Source organism: Spirosoma flavus, from assembly GCF_054778555.1.
On the sequence record NZ_BAAGZL010000005.1, the window covers coordinates 347,802 to 365,338 of the forward strand.

The 17,537-nt window shown below is 48.7% G+C and carries 16 protein-coding genes and 1 other RNA gene; 6 read left to right on the forward strand and 11 right to left on the reverse strand.

Annotation, left to right across the window (positions count from 1 at the left end; all coding sequences use genetic code 11):
* The first annotated feature begins 13 nt into the window (after positions 1-13).
* On the forward strand, positions 14-1,663 hold the full coding sequence (locus tag ACYVF1_RS25235; RefSeq protein WP_461084154.1) for a RagB/SusD family nutrient uptake outer membrane protein: 1,650 nt from the start codon (positions 14-16) through the stop codon (positions 1,661-1,663).
* 129 nt (positions 1,664-1,792) lie between these two features.
* Positions 1,793-2,269: RNase P RNA component class A (rnpB, locus tag ACYVF1_RS25240), an RNA gene on the forward strand.
* A gap of 55 nt (positions 2,270-2,324) precedes the next feature.
* On the opposite strand, the gene ACYVF1_RS25245 is transcribed toward rnpB, so the two are convergent.
* The gene (locus ACYVF1_RS25245) at positions 2,325-3,062 is read right to left on the reverse strand and encodes a VOC family protein (RefSeq protein WP_461084156.1); all 738 of its coding nucleotides are present in this window, start codon (positions 3,060-3,062) and stop codon (positions 2,325-2,327) included.
* A gap of 29 nt (positions 3,063-3,091) precedes the next feature.
* On the opposite strand from ACYVF1_RS25245, the gene ACYVF1_RS25250 reads away from it, so the two are divergent.
* On the forward strand, positions 3,092-3,241 hold the full coding sequence (locus ACYVF1_RS25250; protein ID WP_461084158.1) for a hypothetical protein: 150 nt from the start codon (positions 3,092-3,094) through the stop codon (positions 3,239-3,241).
* 69 nt (positions 3,242-3,310) lie between these two features.
* Here the strand turns inward: ACYVF1_RS25250 and ACYVF1_RS25255 are convergent, their stop codons facing one another.
* The 4 genes from ACYVF1_RS25255 to ACYVF1_RS25270 all read right to left on the reverse strand — a co-directional run bounded on the left by ACYVF1_RS25255 (position 3,311) and on the right by ACYVF1_RS25270 (position 6,937).
* A complete protein-coding gene (locus ACYVF1_RS25255; RefSeq protein ID WP_461084160.1) occupies positions 3,311-3,655 on the reverse strand; it encodes a hypothetical protein in 345 nt (114 codons plus the stop codon).
* A 15-nt stretch (positions 3,656-3,670) separates the two neighbouring features.
* Positions 3,671-4,720: a sensor histidine kinase gene (locus ACYVF1_RS25260; protein ID WP_461084162.1), complete on the reverse strand. Its 1,050-nt coding sequence runs from the start codon at positions 4,718-4,720 to the stop codon at positions 3,671-3,673.
* Entirely contained in the window at positions 4,717-5,766 is a 1,050-nt protein-coding gene (locus ACYVF1_RS25265; RefSeq protein WP_461084164.1) for a sensor histidine kinase, read from the reverse strand. The genes ACYVF1_RS25260 and ACYVF1_RS25265 overlap by 4 nt, the downstream gene beginning before the upstream one ends.
* A 73-nt stretch (positions 5,767-5,839) precedes the next feature.
* Positions 5,840-6,937 carry a sensor histidine kinase gene (locus ACYVF1_RS25270; RefSeq protein WP_461084282.1) on the reverse strand — a complete coding sequence of 366 codons (1,098 nt, stop codon included), beginning with the start codon at positions 6,935-6,937 and terminating at the stop codon, positions 5,840-5,842.
* Positions 6,938-7,327: 390 nt separating this feature from the next.
* Here ACYVF1_RS25270 and ACYVF1_RS25275 point away from each other — a divergent pair, with 390 nt between their 5' ends.
* A complete protein-coding gene (locus ACYVF1_RS25275) occupies positions 7,328-8,002 on the forward strand; it encodes a hypothetical protein (protein ID WP_461084166.1) in 675 nt (224 codons plus the stop codon).
* A 28-nt stretch (positions 8,003-8,030) separates the two neighbouring features.
* On the opposite strand, the gene ACYVF1_RS25280 is transcribed toward ACYVF1_RS25275, so the two are convergent.
* The 5 genes from ACYVF1_RS25280 to ACYVF1_RS25300 all read right to left on the reverse strand — a co-directional run bounded on the left by ACYVF1_RS25280 (position 8,031) and on the right by ACYVF1_RS25300 (position 14,038).
* Positions 8,031-9,356, reverse strand: a complete 1,326-nt coding sequence (locus ACYVF1_RS25280) for a sensor histidine kinase (RefSeq protein WP_461084168.1) — start codon at positions 9,354-9,356, stop codon at positions 8,031-8,033.
* Positions 9,357-9,612: 256 nt separating this feature from the next.
* Positions 9,613-11,133, reverse strand: a complete 1,521-nt coding sequence (locus tag ACYVF1_RS25285) for a PKD domain-containing protein (RefSeq protein ID WP_461084170.1) — start codon at positions 11,131-11,133, stop codon at positions 9,613-9,615.
* 259 nt (positions 11,134-11,392) lie between these two features.
* Positions 11,393-11,944, reverse strand: a complete 552-nt coding sequence (locus tag ACYVF1_RS25290) for a cupin domain-containing protein (protein ID WP_461084172.1) — start codon at positions 11,942-11,944, stop codon at positions 11,393-11,395.
* A gap of 128 nt (positions 11,945-12,072) precedes the next feature.
* Entirely contained in the window at positions 12,073-13,011 is a 939-nt protein-coding gene (locus ACYVF1_RS25295) for a hypothetical protein (RefSeq protein ID WP_461084174.1), read from the reverse strand.
* Positions 13,012-13,057: 46 nt separating this feature from the next.
* Positions 13,058-14,038, reverse strand: a complete 981-nt coding sequence (locus tag ACYVF1_RS25300) for a c-type cytochrome (protein ID WP_461084176.1) — start codon at positions 14,036-14,038, stop codon at positions 13,058-13,060.
* Between the two features lie 352 nt (positions 14,039-14,390).
* On the opposite strand from ACYVF1_RS25300, the gene ACYVF1_RS25305 reads away from it, so the two are divergent.
* Positions 14,391-15,203, forward strand: a complete 813-nt coding sequence (locus ACYVF1_RS25305) for a LytR/AlgR family response regulator transcription factor (RefSeq protein ID WP_461084178.1) — start codon at positions 14,391-14,393, stop codon at positions 15,201-15,203.
* Between the two features lie 60 nt (positions 15,204-15,263).
* Here ACYVF1_RS25305 and ACYVF1_RS25310 read toward each other — a convergent pair whose 3' ends face one another.
* Positions 15,264-16,388, reverse strand: coding sequence for a glycerate kinase (locus ACYVF1_RS25310; RefSeq protein ID WP_461084180.1), 1,125 nt, complete (start codon positions 16,386-16,388; stop codon positions 15,264-15,266).
* Positions 16,389-16,460: 72 nt separating this feature from the next.
* On the opposite strand from ACYVF1_RS25310, the gene ACYVF1_RS25315 reads away from it, so the two are divergent.
* A complete protein-coding gene (locus tag ACYVF1_RS25315) occupies positions 16,461-17,483 on the forward strand; it encodes a Gfo/Idh/MocA family protein (RefSeq protein WP_461084182.1) in 1,023 nt (340 codons plus the stop codon).
* Positions 17,484-17,537 lie beyond the last annotated feature (54 nt).

The following is a 17,537-nucleotide window of genomic DNA, read 5'->3' on the forward strand; positions in this document are numbered from 1 at the left end:
CAAAACAGACAACATGAATAAGTTAAAAATATATGCATTAACGCTGGTTTTCAGTGGGTTGATGGCCTCCTGTAAAGAGCAGTTAGAGGTTCAGAACCCCAACCAGCCTTCGTCTCCGGCGCTGAAAACGGAGAGTGGATTGATCTCCTTTGGCCAGGGGTTTTACCTCACGGGCTTTAAAGATGTAAAATACTACGATGGCGTTCCGGGCTATTTCTGGTCGGGTACCATTGCTAACCACGAATTGATGGGCGACGTAATCGGAACAGACATTGCCAACGTGTTTATCAATCAGATTGGGGCACCCAATCAGGTTACGCTCGATGATGGTACTGTTCTGCTCAATCCAAATTCGCCGAACAAACAGATTGATTTCCTACGTATCACGGCCAATGTCAACTCTACTGGTTTTCAGAATTCGACGTATTACGAGTGGGCGTATATGTATAACCTGAACAACGCGGCTAATACCATTTTGACCAACGTTGACGGTGTTACGTTCACCGGTGATGCGGAGACGAAAAAGGGTGTGCTGAAAGCCTGGGCCTATTGGTGGAAAGGCTATGCGTATTCACATATTGGGTCTATGTATTACGCGGGGATCATCAACGACAAAGCGAACGGCGAAGTCCTGAGTGGCACCAACGGAAACTACGTAACGAAAGAAGCTATGATTGCCGAAGCTAACAAAAACTTCGACGCAGCTTCTAAAATTCTGGGTGGGCTGACAGCCAATGCCGATTATACGGCGTCCATGCAGGGGCTGATTCCGAGCTTTAACCGGGTGGGCAAAGGCGGTGTGATTACGCCAGCTATGTGGATACGCAATATCAACACGATGAAAGCTCGTAATATCCTGGTAAACACACGAGTTAGTGCCATGACCGCAGCTCAATGGGCGGACATTCTGACGCTTACTAATGCCGGTATTCAGGCAGCGGATTTTGTATTTACAGGCCGCTCGAACGCTACCGGCGACTTCCTGGCGCCAACGACCGGAACGGTTTCGGCGAAAACGACGGGTGCCAATAACACCTACAAAATCTCGGAACGACTGATCCAGGATTTCAAAGCGGGCGACCTGCGTTTTACCAATAACTTCAAACAGCGTACCTCGGCTTACATCGGCGAAACGTCGCGGGGGAATGCATTCTTTACCCGTTTTGACCTGGTTAATCGTGGAGCGGCTGGTTCGGAAGGGAGTGCGTCAGTCATTACGTTCTCGAACACAAACGCAGGTGGCTACGAATTATTCCTGGCCAGCTCCTACGAAGAAAACCAGTTGATGAAGGCCGAAGCGTCTTTTTACACTGGTAAAATCGAAGATGGTCTGGCGCTGATCGATGAAGTACGTAAGGCGCAGGGCGCTGGTTTGGCAGCCGTTGCCGGAACGAGCCTGACACTTGATGCCGCTAAAGAGGAACTCCGTCGCGAACGGCGTATTGGCTTGTTATTCCGTGGCTTGCCGTTCTACGATGCCCGTCGCTGGGGCTTGCTAGAAACGGGTCGGACGGGTGCCGTTGCGTTAAGTCGGACGGGTGTTGTGAGCCGGAATGCGACTATCACTTATGGCTACCTGGATTACTGGGATGTGCCTGATAACGAGATCGCGTACAACGCACCGGCCGCCGGTAGTGCACCAACCAAAAATCCAAAACAATAACAGCCTGAATTGACAGTTAAACTCCCGGTTGACGTAACCCTACTACTGATTCCGGGAGTTTTTTATTGGTACACATTCCTAGAAAAGCGATAAAACGCGTTGACAGACGTATCTTTGATGTCCCTAAACAACTCAGGCTGGCTTATCGCGTCCGAGTAATCGGATGAGGAAAGTCCGGGCAGCGCAGAGCACCCTACTTCCTAACGGGAAGGCGGACGGCTGGGAACGGCCGTTCGACAGACAGGGCAACAGAAAATATACCGCCAAAATTAAAGAGTGAAAGGGCGAAAGAGTGAAAGAGTGAATTGGCTGTGCTAGCCTTTCACTCTTTCACTCATTCACTCTTTCGCCTTTAAATCTGGTAAGGGCGAACCGGTGGGGTAAGAGCCTACCGCTCGTTGGGCGACCAACGGGGCACGGTAACCCTTAGGGGCTGAAAGACCAAATAAGCGTTGGCGCGCGGCTGCTCGTCGCCACAAACCGAAAGGTGGACCCAACGCGGGTAGGTCGAACGAGGTGTCGGGTGACCGGCATCCCAGATAAATGATAAGCCATTCCGTCGTAGTGACGGGAGGACAGAACCCGGCTTATAGGCCTGAGTTGATTAGGGATTTTTAACGAATAATGGATACTGGCTGATTGTCAGACGTTATTCGTTAAATCAGTACGTAACGGTTCCGGCGCGATTGGACGTAGTGGAGGCAAAACCAGCCGCCGATTTACGCATTGGAAGCCGATTGACTTCGTAGGAATACAATTCCTGTATCGCTCCACCTGGCTTGCTGATGAACTGAACCCGGCAGTGATTCAGGCCGGCAGCCGTATCCGTAAAGAGCCATTTTCGGCCAACCTTCGACAGAATAAAGAGACCGTTATCATCGCCCAGTGCGTTAAATTCAGCTTGCGGTGTCGATTTAGTAAACTGCAAAACCCCAAACCGATTGCGGATTTGCTCGGACGTGTGCGTTACGTCCTCCGAGGCTAAACCTACTTCACTCACGCCCTGAAACAGATCCGTAAACGTCAGATTGGGGTCGTCAAGACTTAAATCCGTGCGGGCGATAAATTCGAGGAGGTTGCCAGTGCTGTCGTAGAAATAACAGGCTTTGGCTCGCCAGTCGGTAAAATCAGCGATGGTTTTGCCGGGGGCCTGCGTCGATAAATAAGCCAAATCGAAATAGTACATCACCACTTCAAGCGACTCGCGCGGTACGTTGATTGCCAGATGGTATGGCGCCACCGGATGATTAACCAATCGAAACGTCAGGCGGGTCCAGCCAATTAGCACCGTCAGGTGATTGGTCGATTGTGACAACATCGGCAAACCCAGTCGGCGAACGTAGAAAAGACGTGTGGCGTCGAGGTTAGTGGTGTGGAGTTCAATGTCAAGGATTTTCATTAGTAAAAAAGAGTTTATCGGGCCCCAATATGTCTGATAGTGTTGTTGTTTACGAAGCCAAAATTCGGGGAATACGTATCGACAATCAAGGTAAATCCGTTGAACTGTCAAAAGCGGGGGATGAAGTGCGCTTATCGTCTGTGGTACGTAATGTTAGCATCCAGACGATGGAAGAATAGTAAGATACCCTGACACTCCTAGTAGGAACATTAGAATCCTTTCTTCGTCAGGATGAGAAAACCGCTACGTTACTCAATAATCTGACCATTGCATTTATACGGGAATGTCAGAAGCGTATCTTTTTTGTGGACGTAGAACACAAGCTCGTTCTTATGCTTGATCACCGTATCGCCGGTTTTGATGAATTTGCTAAACTCAGGATACCAACTTCCCATTCCAGCAAATTTATTCTGATGACCATTCCGTACGTTCGTACCTTCAATCATAAACCAGCGCCCGCTAAACTCGCTTGTTGCCACTTTAATGGCACATTCACGATCACGATAACTGTCTGCTTCGTTTTCACAACTTGTATCGCCACAACCAGCCTGTAATGCCATCAAGGTAAGCGCTAAGAGCATTCGTTTCATCATGGCTAATTAATTGGTTTAAACCACTTCGGCTAGTTTTCCTTCACTCAGCAGCGGCAGGCTGATAATAAACCAGTTGTCGGTTTCCTCAATCTGTACGTCCCCTTCATTCAGCAGTTTGTAGCGGGCAGCCAGATTAGTGAGACCGGCACCGTCTACTTCTACACGGAGGTTTTTACGCTGCAACGTATTCGCTACGTACAACCGCTGGTCGGGAGTCGTGTAAATATGTATGTGTAAAGGCTGGTCGGCCAGAATGATGTTATAACGTACCGCATTTTCAACTAGTACCTGAAGAGCTAGGGGCGGCACCAGCAGCGATTCCAGCGTCTTATCAATGCTTAATTCCAGTTTCAGTCCGGACTGATACCGGGTCTGGAGTAGGTGAAAGTACGACTGAATAAAACTCACTTCATTACGTAGCGGAACCAGCTGATGTTCGCTGGCCTGAAGCAGGTAACGGAAAACGGCCGTCAGTTCGTCCAGAAACTCGTCGGCACGTACCGGATTTTCACCAATCAGCGACGACAGCGAATTGAGGCTGTTGAACAGAAAATGTGGATTTACCTGATGCTGAAGGGACGTAAGCTGGCTTTGCAGCGATATTTTTTCCAGAGCGCTCGTTTCGATAGTTTCCTGCTGCCAGTGCCGCATAATGTACCACCCCTCATAAACCACGAAATAAATGAAATGGTAAAAAATCTGGATGCCGAGGTTGCGGCTCAGTTCAACGGGGGTAGTGTAGGGAACAAACGTACCAGAAATAACGTAGCGGACAACATGCCGAAGCAGCCAGGCAAACCCAACCAAAACGGGCAACAGGGCCGATAGCCACAACAGTCGCACACGCGTATTGGCTAAGCCCGGATGTTGTTTCTGCAAACGTAGCACCACCCAGCGAGCAAGGTTCCAGCAAAGAATTCCGGAAGGCAGGGCTACCAGAAAATTCACGAGCAGGGCACGTAACGGGAGTTCCTGATAAAGCTCAAGCCGGAAAAAAAAGCTCACAAACATATAGAGACCAATCGGCCCCAGCACCCGCAATTTGGTGTCATTTATGGGCTTCATGATAGTACGTTCGTTTCGGGTTTAGCGCTCAGGAGGGGAAGCACAACCGTAAATTGACCATTATCTTCCCGAATACTAATGTTGGTCTGACCCAGTAGTCGGTATTTTGTCGAAATATTGGCCAAACCCACCTGATTCGACAACACAGGCGTATTTTTTCGCTGTAAGTTGTTCTGAACCACCAGCGACCTGCCCTGTATGGTAATCTCAACGACTAATGGGCTACTGGGCAACATGATGTTATGCTTCACTGCATTTTCGACCAGCAGTTGCAGAGTTAAGGGCGGAATAAGACAATCTAAACAACCATCTGCTACGTCGATCCGGAGATTTATGCTGGTGCCATAACGGGTTTTCAGCAGTTGGAAATACGATTTAATGAACTGAATTTCCTGCGCCAACGTAGTGAGCGCCTGGTCGTTGGCACGTAGCAGATACCGGTACACACTACTGATTTCATCGACAAACGCTTCGGCCTGTTTCGGGTTATCGTGAATCAGCATCGATAGCGAGTTGAGACTGTTGAACAGAAAATGCGGGTTGATCTGCGCCTTTAATGTATCGAGCTGGTGTTTGAGTTTGTTCTTTTTGAGTTGCTCATTTTGCTCGTAGGCATATTGCCAGGCCCGGAGATCGTAGCTACCCTCGTAAATCACAAAATATACACAATGGTAAAAAATCTGGATGCCAATTGCATAGGTGTAACCGGAAATGGACTCCGAAAGTTGAGGTGTATTGTTGAGCGCCAAATGCCCGAGCTGCCGAATAGACCACGCAAAGTTGACCAGCACCGGTAGCAAAGCGCCCATCCAGATAATTCGGTAGCGAGTATTAGCCAGTCCTGGAAACTGTTTCTGTAAACGTAGCGTAACCCATCGGGTTAGGTTCCAGCAGGTGTAGCCAGCCGCTAACGCAATAATATCGGAACGTACCAGGCTATGCGACGAAAGCTCCAGGTACCAGTTCATGCGAAAAAACAGGGTACCCACCAGAAACAGAATGAACGGGCCTATGATACGTAACGTCCTATCGTTAAAGGTTCTCACAGCACAGCGTCAGGTAATTATAATGGTAAAGTCAGATTTGGTAAGGTACTCCACAGCAGCGGCCGAGGGCGAGTTACGTCTGGTGAACGACCGTTTCAATCAATGATAAGGTTACCAAAAACTGGCCGTCTTTTTCACTGATGATGGGTGCTGGTTGGTCCAGCATCTTGTATTTGGTCAGAATGTTCGTCAGCCCCACGCCGTTTGATACTACCCGCATCGTTTTACGCTGCACATTATTACGTATCTGTAATCGGGATTCTTCGTCGGTAAAAATATCGATGTGCAGCGGTTGATCCGGCAGAATGATGTTATGTTTCACGGCGTTTTCAATGAGTAACTGCAACGTTAAAGGCGGCAGTCGGTAGGACTGATACCGTTCATCGATCATTACGTTGAGCTGAAGCGCCGGTCCATGGCGGGTTCGCAGCAAATGATAATACGAGTGAATAAAATCAAGCTCGGTGCCGAGGTCGGTCAGGTGCTGTTCATTGGCACGTAGTAAGTATCGATAAACCGTACTTAGTTCTTCCAGAAAAACGCGTGCCTGCCTGGGGTCATCTTCAATGAGCGAATCCAGTACGTTGAGGCTGTTGAACAGAAAATGCGGATTTACCTGCTGCTTGAGCGTATCGAGCTGGCTCTGCAGATTGGCCACACGTAACTTTTCCTGTTCCTGTTCGGCCTGTTTCAGTTTTTGCTGGTACTGCCTTGAATCACGGGCAAAAAATAGGGCTTCGTAAATGACTTGAAAGAAAATAAAATTGGTGGCGGCCTGTACAAAGTCGAAGCCGAACATATTGAAGGAAATGGTCATGTTATTGACCGTAACGCTGGCACTTTGTCCGGTACTTCGAAAATTAGCCAGATCCCCGTATATAACCAGGTATCGAAGAGCGGCTGTAATCCAGATGATTATTGTGGTGGCGATGCTACCTGTTATGAACGTGAGAATGAGCCGTTTAAAAACATGCCGGCGGGAAAAATACTTCTGCCGAAAATGAAAAATGAGGGCTCGGATGATGTGCCAGGTAATGGTAATGGAAATAAAGCTGATGAGAATCCGCAACAGAATTTCACTCGTCAGCGGCTTTCTATGAAAACCATTGCTGACAACGCTAACCATCAGCAGCATCGTAATGCCAACGATGCGCAGCCATTTATCATTCACGTTAGTCAAGACGAGGAAGGTTGGGCATTTTTAGTAAAGATAAGCGTCAGCGAATTATATATGAAAAGCAGCTTATAAAATCTGATACGTTCAAAAAATGACCTTGTCCTATGCTTACCGGTCGGCTTCGTACCGATTTTAGGTAGTCATGCGAGAAACCCCGAAGAAAGCAATAGAAAGTAAAGTAGCCAGCTGGGAAATCCTTGAAACGGTAAAAAACGGGGTTGAAACAACATAAGGATGTCGTTAAACCGGACACCACTACGTCCGATTCTGGACAGCGTTACGTAGTGAAAAGGCTTATTGCAGGCTCTAGAGCCTGATTTTAGAAGATGGCACAGCAGTTGAACGTAGCAGCAAAAGCATTCACACGCTGTAAACAACAAATCGATGAGAATTATCCTGCTTGTGGTATCGATGGTCAATCCTCTGACGCTATGTTACTCCGCAAAGGCACAGTCGACAGAGACTTATGCCCAACCTGACTCGGCGCGCGCCTATTGGAAACTACGTGCCGACTTTGCCGATCAAACGCCAATAGTCCAGTTTTACAATGCCCGCCACCAGTTACTTTACCAGGAACCACTTCCACAGAACGTTTGGCATTTGAACCGACAGACGCAGCGGGCTTTGGACGTACTGTTGGCGAATCTGGTTAACAATCGCATTCTCGCTACTGCTTATCTGCCAGAAAATCAGATCGATTTGTCGGAAGGCCCGATGACCTATGTAATACCTGCGAGCGGAAAAAGCCTTAAACAGTCCTACATAAAGCGGGGTGAAGCCGTATTTTTTGTCGACCCATATGTCGATCAGGCTGGTAAACTAGTAATTCACTGTGCACAGTCAAAGAAATGTATCAGTAACATAACACTGGAAGACGACGACAGAAAGACGTATTTTCAAGGCGCATTTGCCAATTTGAATTACAAATGCGCGCTGAATCTTCAGGAGTTGAAAAGTGGAATCTATTACCTCAAGATCAATCACCCGACTCACTCATTTGCTTATCGACTGCTTATCGATAGACCCGTTCAGCGCTTTGAATTGCAAACGGTTGACTAGTATTTGAATAAAACGCTGATTGACAAGGTTAGCCAATCAGCGGTAGCGTTACTACAAACTGCCCATTTTCCTCGCTGATGCTGGGCGAAAGCTGATTGAGCATCTCATATTTTGACCAAATGTTGGCAAGCCCGACCCCCGGTGAATTTACCCGAACCACTTTCCGCTGGACGTTATTACGTACCAGTAACTGATTGTTGCAGTTCGTGCCAATAGCTATAGTAAGCGGTTGATTCGGTAATGCTACGTTATGTTTGACGGCGTTTTCAACCAGTAGTTGCAAGCTAAGGGGAGGAAGTTGCCGATTTAGCATCTCCGGGGAAACGTGAAGGAGAATACGTAGCGCTTCGCCATGACGGGTTTTTAAAAGATGGCAGTACGATTGTATGAAGGCCAGTTCGGTGCCCAACGTGGTCAGTACCTGGTCGTTGGCACGTAGCAAATAGCGGTACACCGAACTCAATTCGTCGAGAAACAGGCTGGCCTGCTGACGGTCGTCGTCGATTAGCGCACTGAGCGAATTGAGGCTATTGAACAGAAAATGAGGATTTACCTGGGCTTGTAGCGCCCGAATCTGTACTTCGGTTTTTTCTTTTTCGAGTCGTTGCATCGCCAGTTCTGCTTCGAGCTGGTTGCGATGGTGTTGGGCGCGTTCGTGGGTGAGTTCCTGCTCAACCATTGCGCTACGTACGGCCGCCTGCCGCTGTCGGTAGCTCAGTCCCAGCGAAAAACAGACTAGTTCCGCAATGATACCAATCTGCATGTAGGTGGGTGAAACTTTCCAGAATGGACCTTCCCAGTTGCCATCGGAATTAATAAACGACATAAACATGGATGCCAGTCCACCGGTAAGCAGAAAAATAGTACCGGTTGCAAAAGCGCGGGAAACAGGGTCGCCCAGACTCATCATCTGCCGGATGCCATAAACACCCACCACAGCCATAGCCAGCCGCATAACGATAAACCAGAACTCATAAACGACTGGCGACCAGGGTAATACGTAGCAAAGGGCTATTTGCCAAAGTACATAGGCAACGAGGCCAATTTTTACGTACTGCAAGTGTTTAAAGAAACGGGGCAGCCGACGACGCAGGTCCAGAATGGCGTCGGCAAAATCGAAATAGACGTAATAAGCGCCCATTGGCGCAGCTCCCCGAACGAAATAATTGGTTTCATCGGAAAACCACTCCCGGAAAACCGATACCCGTAAGCCAAAATAAAAGAGCCAGGCGAGCATGTAGAGCGTGTACAGGCCGTGGCTACGGTCGCGGTACGTTGTCCACTGCACTACGTTCAGCAGCATGATAGACAGGACCATACCTGTAAAAACGGCTCCCCATAACTGGAACGTCATTGGCGTAACGAGAAATCAAGATTCTACGGACATTTTAATGCAGCTGGGATAGCTTATCGTCGGCGGAATCTGAAAAATAAATTTGTTAAAAACTCAACTACAGAACGTTATCCTACCTAACATGAGCATTCTGTCGTGCTGACTGGTCCGCCGAATCAAAAGCACCTTAAGATTTCCAAACGCTTCAGTTAGGATACTTTAAGATACTTTTGATTCGGCGGCCCGGCTTCGTCAGCACGACAGAATGCCTATGCAACTACTTCTCAATCATTACGTTAGTTTGCGCGTTGGCGTCGAAGGTATTGGTTGTGTTGATGTCGGTGTTGGCCGAAGCGCCGTAAGCGACATAAACTCCGTAGCCACCGCTGCCGCTGATACGTGTGTTTTTGATGGTCATGGCAGCCCGCGTGCCGTAGATCGCTACGTTCGCTTTTTTGCCCGAAACAATGGCGTTGCTGCCTGCATAACTCACTTCTGCATTTTCCAGTAGGTTTTTGCTATCCTGCGAGTAGCAGATCAGACCACGCCAGAAACCGGCCGAACGGGTTGCTCCAGTAAAGACAACTTTCTCGGTAGCAGTACCTTTTGCGCTGATGTAGCCATCGGTGTTGATACGTATCACGGCGTCGCGGTTCATTTCCAGCGTAACACCCGGATTAAGTTTCCAGCCCGCGTTTACGGTCAGCTCACCATTGATGCGATAAGGCGTTTTGTCGGCGAAATTAGTCCAGACAATTTCGTTGGCGCTTTTGGCAATGGCCGACGCCGTTACTTCCACTACGTTACGCCCGTTGCCACCACCGAATGTAGAGGCTTCGTCCAGCTTCGGTACGTTTGCCGCGTCGATCATCAGACCAGCTTCGGTATTGTTGGTAAAGGCATTTTTCGAAAATTCACTCAGCAAACCGCCGTCATAAACGTATAGACCATAGCCATCGTTCTGCGCAAACAGTGTGTTTTTCAATGATATCTGTGCTTTACTGCCGCTGACAAACAAGGCAGATTTGGTGGTGCTATAAATGGTACGGCTGCCTGCATGCATCACCTCAACATTTTCCAGTACGTTGACGTTACTACCCGAGTACAGCGCCATCCCAACCCAGTAGCCTTTGGTTTTTTGCACACCGACAAACTTGATTTTCTGCTCAGGGGTACCTTTGGCGATGAGGATACCGCCATTGTCGTTCACGTTGATACGTACGTCGCGCTCGAAGGCAATGACCACACCGGGGTTGATGGTGAGTTCGTTGTTAACGTCGATGTTTTTTGTGACAATGTAATCGGGTAGTTCAGGATTCAGCACTCGATCAACCAGGTTGGTTTTAACGGTGATGCTGGCTGTAATGGCGAGCGGTTCGGCAACAGATGCGGCTACGATAACTTTATCAGTGCTTTTGCCGGTGGCACTCGTTACCGTCAGTTCCATTTCGTATTCGCCCACTTCATCGGGTTTAAACGTCGGCTTAAAGGTAGTTGATCCAGTGAGCGTAACCGTACTTTTGGCGGGTTTACGTAGCATGTTCCACTGGTAGGAGAGTGGCTTGCCCTGATTGTCGATCGAGGCCGAGCCATCGAGCGTAACTTGTTGACCGACTTGTACTTGCTGGTCAGGGCCGGCATTAGCCGTAATGGTGCCGACGGGTGTTACGTCATTTTCTTTTTTACATCCCGTCAGAAAAAACAGGCTTGCCATTGCGAGTACAATAAGCCATTTGGTAATGACAACATCGATAACGGGTTGTACGCGGAGATTGAGGATTTGTGTTGTTGGTTTCATGAAAAGAGGCCGCTGCCGCGGGGTTTGTTGTTTACGCTGACAAAATTATTAGCTCCGATACAGGCCATGAAGGGCATAGTGCCTGAAACGGTAAAAGCCACCGATGAAGTGGCTTTTCTGGTTGGGCAATTGTGTCAGAAACTAGATGCGAGTTGATGTATGAAGTCTGAACTATGATGTATAAAAGCCCGGCCTTTCGCTATAAGTGGGAAAAGCCGGGCCGATTCTTGACTCGCAAAATGTACTGAATTGGTAGAAGTTAGTCCAAATATTTTGGGTATACGGGCTTATAACCCACCAGACGCGCTACGGGCGACAGTAGCCCAAATACTAGTTGCTGAACTGCTTGGGGTGGTTTTGCCAATCGAAATACGTTCGAAAAATGGCGAGCCAGTGCAACCGTCTGCAAAAACGGCGGCATTCCGTTTTCGCCGACTTTTCCATCAGCAGCCAAACCGAATGTTGTTTCGAAAAACGCTTCGGTGTTTAATGCCGGACGAACCTGCCAGTTTACAACGGTATCGGCATCTGACGCATTCCACATCGAATGAACGGTATTTTCCGGAACGTGCAGCGTATCACCCGGACGTAGTACGCTCGTCTGTCCATCCATACGTACCGTTAATTCACCCGCCAAAACCGTAAAATCTTCTGTCTGATTTGGGTGGTAATGAGGAACAGGTTCTGTGCTATGCGCCCGGTACAAGGACTCCATCTCAAGTAATTGACCGTTTGTATCCTTACTAGTTCGTATGAATCGTAATCGTTGTCCGGTTTTCGGATTCTGAATAATTTTAGTAGCAAATGCCATCGTTTGAGATCTATAAGGGTTAAGATGATCGTCGCCTGGCGACTTAATGCCTGTAGTCGAAAAGCTCATTCTACTACAAACATTAAGTCGCCAGGCGACGAAAACCGTAGTGTTTTTAGTGGAGGAAATTATTTCAACTCGCTCAGCCAGGTACGTGCTAGGTCGTGGGCAGCCATAACGGGTTCACGGCCAATACGATATAATAATTTCCACTCGTCCGATTGGTTGCGGTAATCGGCCCGCGCGAACTCCATCTTACTGCCCTGCGGCAATACTTTAGCGTCAAAATCAACGGATTCTGCCAACGTAACGAAAGCCTGAAGTCGTTTTTTTATTGCTAAATCCGGGTTTGAATTCGCGTTGTACTCCGCCAGGCGAGTACGATAGTCGGCCGCATTGGCTTTATGCTCGGCCAGCTTTTCTTCCTCATTCTCAAGCCCTTTATTCATTTGCTGAGCCATGTAGCGATTCATGAACGCCAGATACTGCGTTTTAAATTCGGCGGGTTTTGCGCTGGCCATTGGCTGTAATTGACGTAATACGGCCAGATCACGGGCGATGGCTGCTTTTTCGGGAGCACTAACCGTAGCCATCTGTTGCTGAAACTGCATCATCTGTTGCTGAAGCATCATTGCCAACGTAGAAGCGGGCATCTGAGCGAACATAGCGTTTGTTTGCGCAACCTGCTGGTTAGCAACTGACTGTACGTCGTTCATTGTCGTTTTTTCGGCCAGTTTAGCATCCTGCGTTTGCTGGTCGCTGACCTGGTATTTGCTACGCATCTGCTGATCGTAGCGGGCCCGGAAATCCTGCGATTTTACATAGGTACGTAGCACTGCAACCATTGCCCGCACCGCCGAGGTCCGCGCTTCGGCAGATAACTGCCGACCAATCCGGCGGGTTTTATACGGCAGGTCGAACGTAGCGTTTTGGGTAGTAAGCTGATACATGACCTGATTCTGCAAATGTTCGGTAGATAGTTGCAGATCTGTCATTACGTCGGTTGGGCGGGCGGCCAGCCAAAGCAACGTAGCCACTGCGAGGAACGTAGGAAATATCGTTTTCATGAGAAAAGGAGGTTGAATCTGGAAGTGATGAATGACGAATAATGGGTTACTTTTCAGCCAATTGAAGGGCGGCTTTTTTCTGATCGATGTCGTTTTGAATCTTAGGCACCGTTTTCAGGTATTCGTAAATAGCCCCCACTTCCTGGTCCGACAGCGATAGCTTAGGCTCCATCGGGTACTTCAAAATGCTGCCATCCGGCCGTACGCCCCCTTTCACAGCCTTGATAAACTGCTCTTTTGTGTATTTGTGGCCAAGGCCAGTTTTATCGTCGAAAGTCAGGTTGGCCGTTAAGATTTTCTCTCCGCCTTCACCGACCATCTCGATGCCACCTCCGTAAAATCCTTTCGTTTTTTCGGGAGTTATTTTGTCCTGGTCAATAAGGTCGGCGGAGTGACACGCGTAGCAATCGCCAATGGCATTCGCCGTATAACGTCCCAACGCGATCTGATCGGCGCTATCAGGTAGGGGAATCATTTTTGCAGGAAATGGGATGGGCTTTATCAGGGTGTTCATCAGCAGTTTCGATACAAAACTGAGTTCAGAAGCGGGCGCTTCTTCCTTGGTAGGCTGAACAGGCAAGCGATCAGAACGGAGCCACGCAATGACTGATTTTAAATCTTCGTCGGCCATGTTAGGATACTGCGGCATGATACCGCCCGCCGTACCATCACGGCGAAGGCCGGTACGTAGAAAGTACATCAGTTCGCCGTCGGTCCAATTACCAATGCCTTTTTCTTTGTCCTGGGTGATATTTTTGGAATACAATTTCCCGAACATGGCCGGAACCTCCGCCAGATATTTGCCGGTCAGGCGGTTGTCTTTGTTGGCGTGGCACGACATACACTGAATCTGGGCAATCACTTCACCCCGTGCCACGCGGGCGGGGGTACGTTCGACCGTCACTTCAGGAATGGTAGGAGGGTCGTAAGTCGGGGCTCCGACAATAGCCACATAGGTACAGAAACCCGCCAGCAGCAGTACGACGCCGGCAAGTACGAGACCCGTAATTTTAGCAATTTTTTTCATGGTATTTGTTGGTTTTGAAAGAGAATGGTTGCGTGTACTAACCGGCACAAAACTGATAATCGATGGCTCCTACACCAGTTGTGTTGTGGTTGAAGCGGCATTCTGAACTGTTGAAATGAATAAAGTGCGCTATCAACCGGATGAGGATATTAGCTGCACAATTCGCTCATTTTAGGCCCTTTAGCGGATTTCAAGCCTATAAATGGAAGAAGTCGAATGACAATTCATCCGCTGTTCCTACCGTTTCGACTATATATTTTGACGATCTATCTTGGTTGGGCATTGCAGATACGCCCTCCTACGTATTAATTTGATAATTGAAATCAACTACTGGCCTTAACCTCTTGCCCCGATGAACGTATTACTGATTGAAGATGAAGAACTGGCGGTTCGTAAACTGACAAAACTCCTGCAGGATGTCGATCCAACCGTTCAGATTGTTGGGACGGAGGCCAGTGTACGGGGATCAGTGGCCTGGCTTACGGCCAATGGTCCCGGAAAACCGCTGGCGCCTGATCTTATTTTGATGGATATAGAATTAGCGGATGGGCAGAGCTTTGAAATTTTTGAGCAGACCACCGTTGGCGCTCCGGTGATTTTTACTACGTCCTACGATGAGTACGCACTGAAAGCCTTTAAGGTAAACAGTATCGACTACCTGCTGAAACCCATCAAGCGACATGAACTCGAAGCCAGTCTGGCGAAATACAAGCGGACAAAAGGGAATAGTAATGGCGATTCGGTGGAAACACGTAGTAACGACGTTGGGCCAGTCGATATTGATGCGCTAGTGCAACAACTTCGTCAGCAAATCCAGCCCGCCGACTACCGGCGTCGTTTTCTGGTGAAACACCTGCAACAATGGGTGCCGGTTGAAGTGAGCGACATTGCGTTTTTCTATTCTGAAGAAGGTGTTAGTCTGTTCCGCACCACCACGAATCAGAAATTCTCGCTCGATTACCCCCTCGACGAACTGGAAAACATGCTGGACCCCAGCCAGTTTTTCCGGGCTAACCGGCAGTTTATCGTACACATTAACGCTGTGCAGCAGATTCACCCCTATTTCAACAACAAACTAAAACTGACCCTGAAACCAGCCGCCGATGAAGAAGTACTGGTGAGCCGCGAACGGGCCACCGAGTTTAAGAAGTGGATGGGGAAATAGATTTTTCAGTGCGATAATCCTTTTTGATATTATCGCACTGAAAATCAATGAGAAAAAATATTAGAATTTGCCATTGAAAAGCCGCATTACCTGAAACGTAGTACGTTCGAGATACGTAGCTGCATTGGCTAGTGCGTCGTCTAACGGAACAGGGCTGGGCATAATAGAAAAAGCGCTGGTTAGTCCAAGCTCATCCAGTTCGTCAGGCGTAAGTTGCAACGAACCGCATAAGGCTACGACTGGAATTTGTCGCGACCGAGCCAATTGCACGATACCCGCAATCAATTTTCCCTGAAGCGTCTGGTTATCAATACGTCCCTCGCCGGTTATCACCAGATTTACATCGGCTACCAGCTCGGCTAAGCGAGTGTGGCGAATGATAAGATTGACACCTTCGGTAAGTTTCCCACCTAAAAAAAATAGGGCACCTGCGCCTAGTCCACCAGCTGCGCCAGCGCCGGGCACATGCGCCAGATCGACGCCGAACGAGCTTTTTACTACGTTAGCAAAGTGCTTCATTCCCGCGTCTAATACCGGCAAATCGTCAGGTTGCGCGCCCTTTTGCGGGCCATAGATATACGTAGCGCCCTGCGGCCCTACCAGCGGATTGGTTACGTCGCAGGCTACGTCTACGGGCCATTTCCAGGAATCGTTAGGCGGAATAATGGTGTGTATCTGCCCCAGATTACCTCCGCAGGGACGTAGCGACTGACCAGCTTCGTCGCGAAACTCCCAACCTAATGCGGAAGCCATGCCGGTGCCCGCATCGTTGGTAGCACTGCCGCCAATTCCCAGCACTATCCGTCGAACTCCCGTTTGTATTGCATGGCGAATCAGTTCGCCAGTGCCATGCGTGTTGGCCTGATATGGGTCATATTCAGACGTTTTCAACAGCCTTAAACCGGAAGCCTGCGCCATTTCGATGAATGCCGTTTCTCCATCACCGGAAACCCCATAACCGGCTTCAATGGGCCTTCCCAGCGGGTCCTGAACACGTATTGTCTGCCACTGGCCCTGAGTAGCCCTTGTTAATACGTCAGCCGTGCCTTCGCCCCCGTCGGCCATTGGAACGGCTACCGTCTGGATGGTTGGATCGGCTCGCAGGATGCCACGGTTCATAGCGGCACAAACCTCAGAAGCCGTCAGCGAACCTTTAAATTTATCGGGAGCAAGTAAAATTTTCATAGTGACGCTGCAAGTAAGCAATTGTATCGCTGAGGTAGTCAGCAGAACATAAATTTTCGCTTTCTTTACGGCATGTCTAAACGCAAAGTAGCCATCATTGGCGGAGGCAATATCGCCGATAAAAACCACATTCCCGCTCTCAAACAACTCACCGAACAGGTTGACCTTGTTGCCGTTTGCGGCCGTGATCTTGCCAAAACCATGGCGTTGGCCGATAAACATGGTATTGTCCATGCTTTCGACAATACCGGCAAAATGTACCAGGAATGTTCTCCCGACGTAGTGGTTATCTGCACGCCCAACAACCTGCATTATCCGCAAACTATGGAAGCCCTGTCGAATGGTTGTCACGTTTTCTGTGAAAAACCACCGGCTCTGAATGCCCAGAACGCACGGGAAATGGCCGACTTAGCCGCTCAGAAAGGGTTAATGCTTGCCTACAATTTTCAGCTACGTCAAGCCAGCGAGTGGACGCTGCTTATGCGCTGTAAAGCTGATGGTCTGTTGGGAGATATTTATCATATCAAAGCGAATTTTTTGCGTCGGCGGGGAATTCCGGGCTGGGGTTATTTTACGAACAAATCCATGCAGGGTGGGGGAGCGCTTATGGATATTGGCGTACACGTACTGGATCTGGCTCTCCATGCGCTCGATTACGCTACACCAAGTCAGGTAGTGGGTAATACGTATGATTTCATTGGAAAAACCGGCGGTAAAGGGTTGTTGGGCGACTGGAATCCTGCTACGTTCGAGGTAGAAGATGGCGCAACGGCTTACCTTTCGTTTCCGAATAAAGCATCAATTATGCTGTCGGCTTCATTTGCACTGAATATGCAGGCCGAAAAAGAGCGAAATCTGGAAATTTTTGGCAGCAAAGGCGGTGCTACGTTGTTCCCATTTTCGTTGCATACCGAACTGGCGGGCGAACTGGCCGATATTCAGTTTCCATTTCTGGAAGAAATTGATAGTCAACTTAAAAATACAGCTGCTTTTCTGGATGCCTGCGATGGCAAACCGTCGAATGTTTGTACGGCCGAGCAAGGCGCTAAGCTACAGGCTATCGTGGAACAGATTTACCAATCCGCTGAGCGTTAATTAGTTTGTAAATTAGGGATATTTCATCAAGTGAAACCCCATGAAAGACTTATT

Excerpts from the sequence above, each read along its gene's own strand:
- ACYVF1_RS25235 (WP_461084154.1), top strand. The coding sequence starts at position 14 with ATGAATAAGTTAAAAATATATGCATTAACGCTGGTTTTCAGTGGGTTG.
- ACYVF1_RS25245 (WP_461084156.1), bottom strand. The coding sequence starts at position 3,062 with ATGAAAATCCTTGACATTGAACTCCACACCACTAACCTCGACGCCACA.
- ACYVF1_RS25250 (WP_461084158.1), top strand. The coding sequence starts at position 3,092 with ATGTCTGATAGTGTTGTTGTTTACGAAGCCAAAATTCGGGGAATACGT.
- ACYVF1_RS25255 (WP_461084160.1), bottom strand. The coding sequence starts at position 3,655 with ATGATGAAACGAATGCTCTTAGCGCTTACCTTGATGGCATTACAGGCT.
- ACYVF1_RS25260 (WP_461084162.1), bottom strand. The coding sequence starts at position 4,720 with ATGAAGCCCATAAATGACACCAAATTGCGGGTGCTGGGGCCGATTGGT.
- ACYVF1_RS25275 (WP_461084166.1), top strand. The coding sequence starts at position 7,328 with ATGAGAATTATCCTGCTTGTGGTATCGATGGTCAATCCTCTGACGCTA.
- ACYVF1_RS25280 (WP_461084168.1), bottom strand. The coding sequence starts at position 9,356 with ATGACGTTCCAGTTATGGGGAGCCGTTTTTACAGGTATGGTCCTGTCT.
- ACYVF1_RS25285 (WP_461084170.1), bottom strand. The coding sequence starts at position 11,133 with ATGAAACCAACAACACAAATCCTCAATCTCCGCGTACAACCCGTTATC.
- ACYVF1_RS25290 (WP_461084172.1), bottom strand. The coding sequence starts at position 11,944 with ATGGCATTTGCTACTAAAATTATTCAGAATCCGAAAACCGGACAACGA.
- ACYVF1_RS25295 (WP_461084174.1), bottom strand. The coding sequence starts at position 13,011 with ATGAAAACGATATTTCCTACGTTCCTCGCAGTGGCTACGTTGCTTTGG.
- ACYVF1_RS25300 (WP_461084176.1), bottom strand. The coding sequence starts at position 14,038 with ATGAAAAAAATTGCTAAAATTACGGGTCTCGTACTTGCCGGCGTCGTA.
- ACYVF1_RS25305 (WP_461084178.1), top strand. The coding sequence starts at position 14,391 with ATGAACGTATTACTGATTGAAGATGAAGAACTGGCGGTTCGTAAACTG.
- ACYVF1_RS25310 (WP_461084180.1), bottom strand. The coding sequence starts at position 16,388 with ATGAAAATTTTACTTGCTCCCGATAAATTTAAAGGTTCGCTGACGGCT.
- ACYVF1_RS25315 (WP_461084182.1), top strand. The coding sequence starts at position 16,461 with ATGTCTAAACGCAAAGTAGCCATCATTGGCGGAGGCAATATCGCCGAT.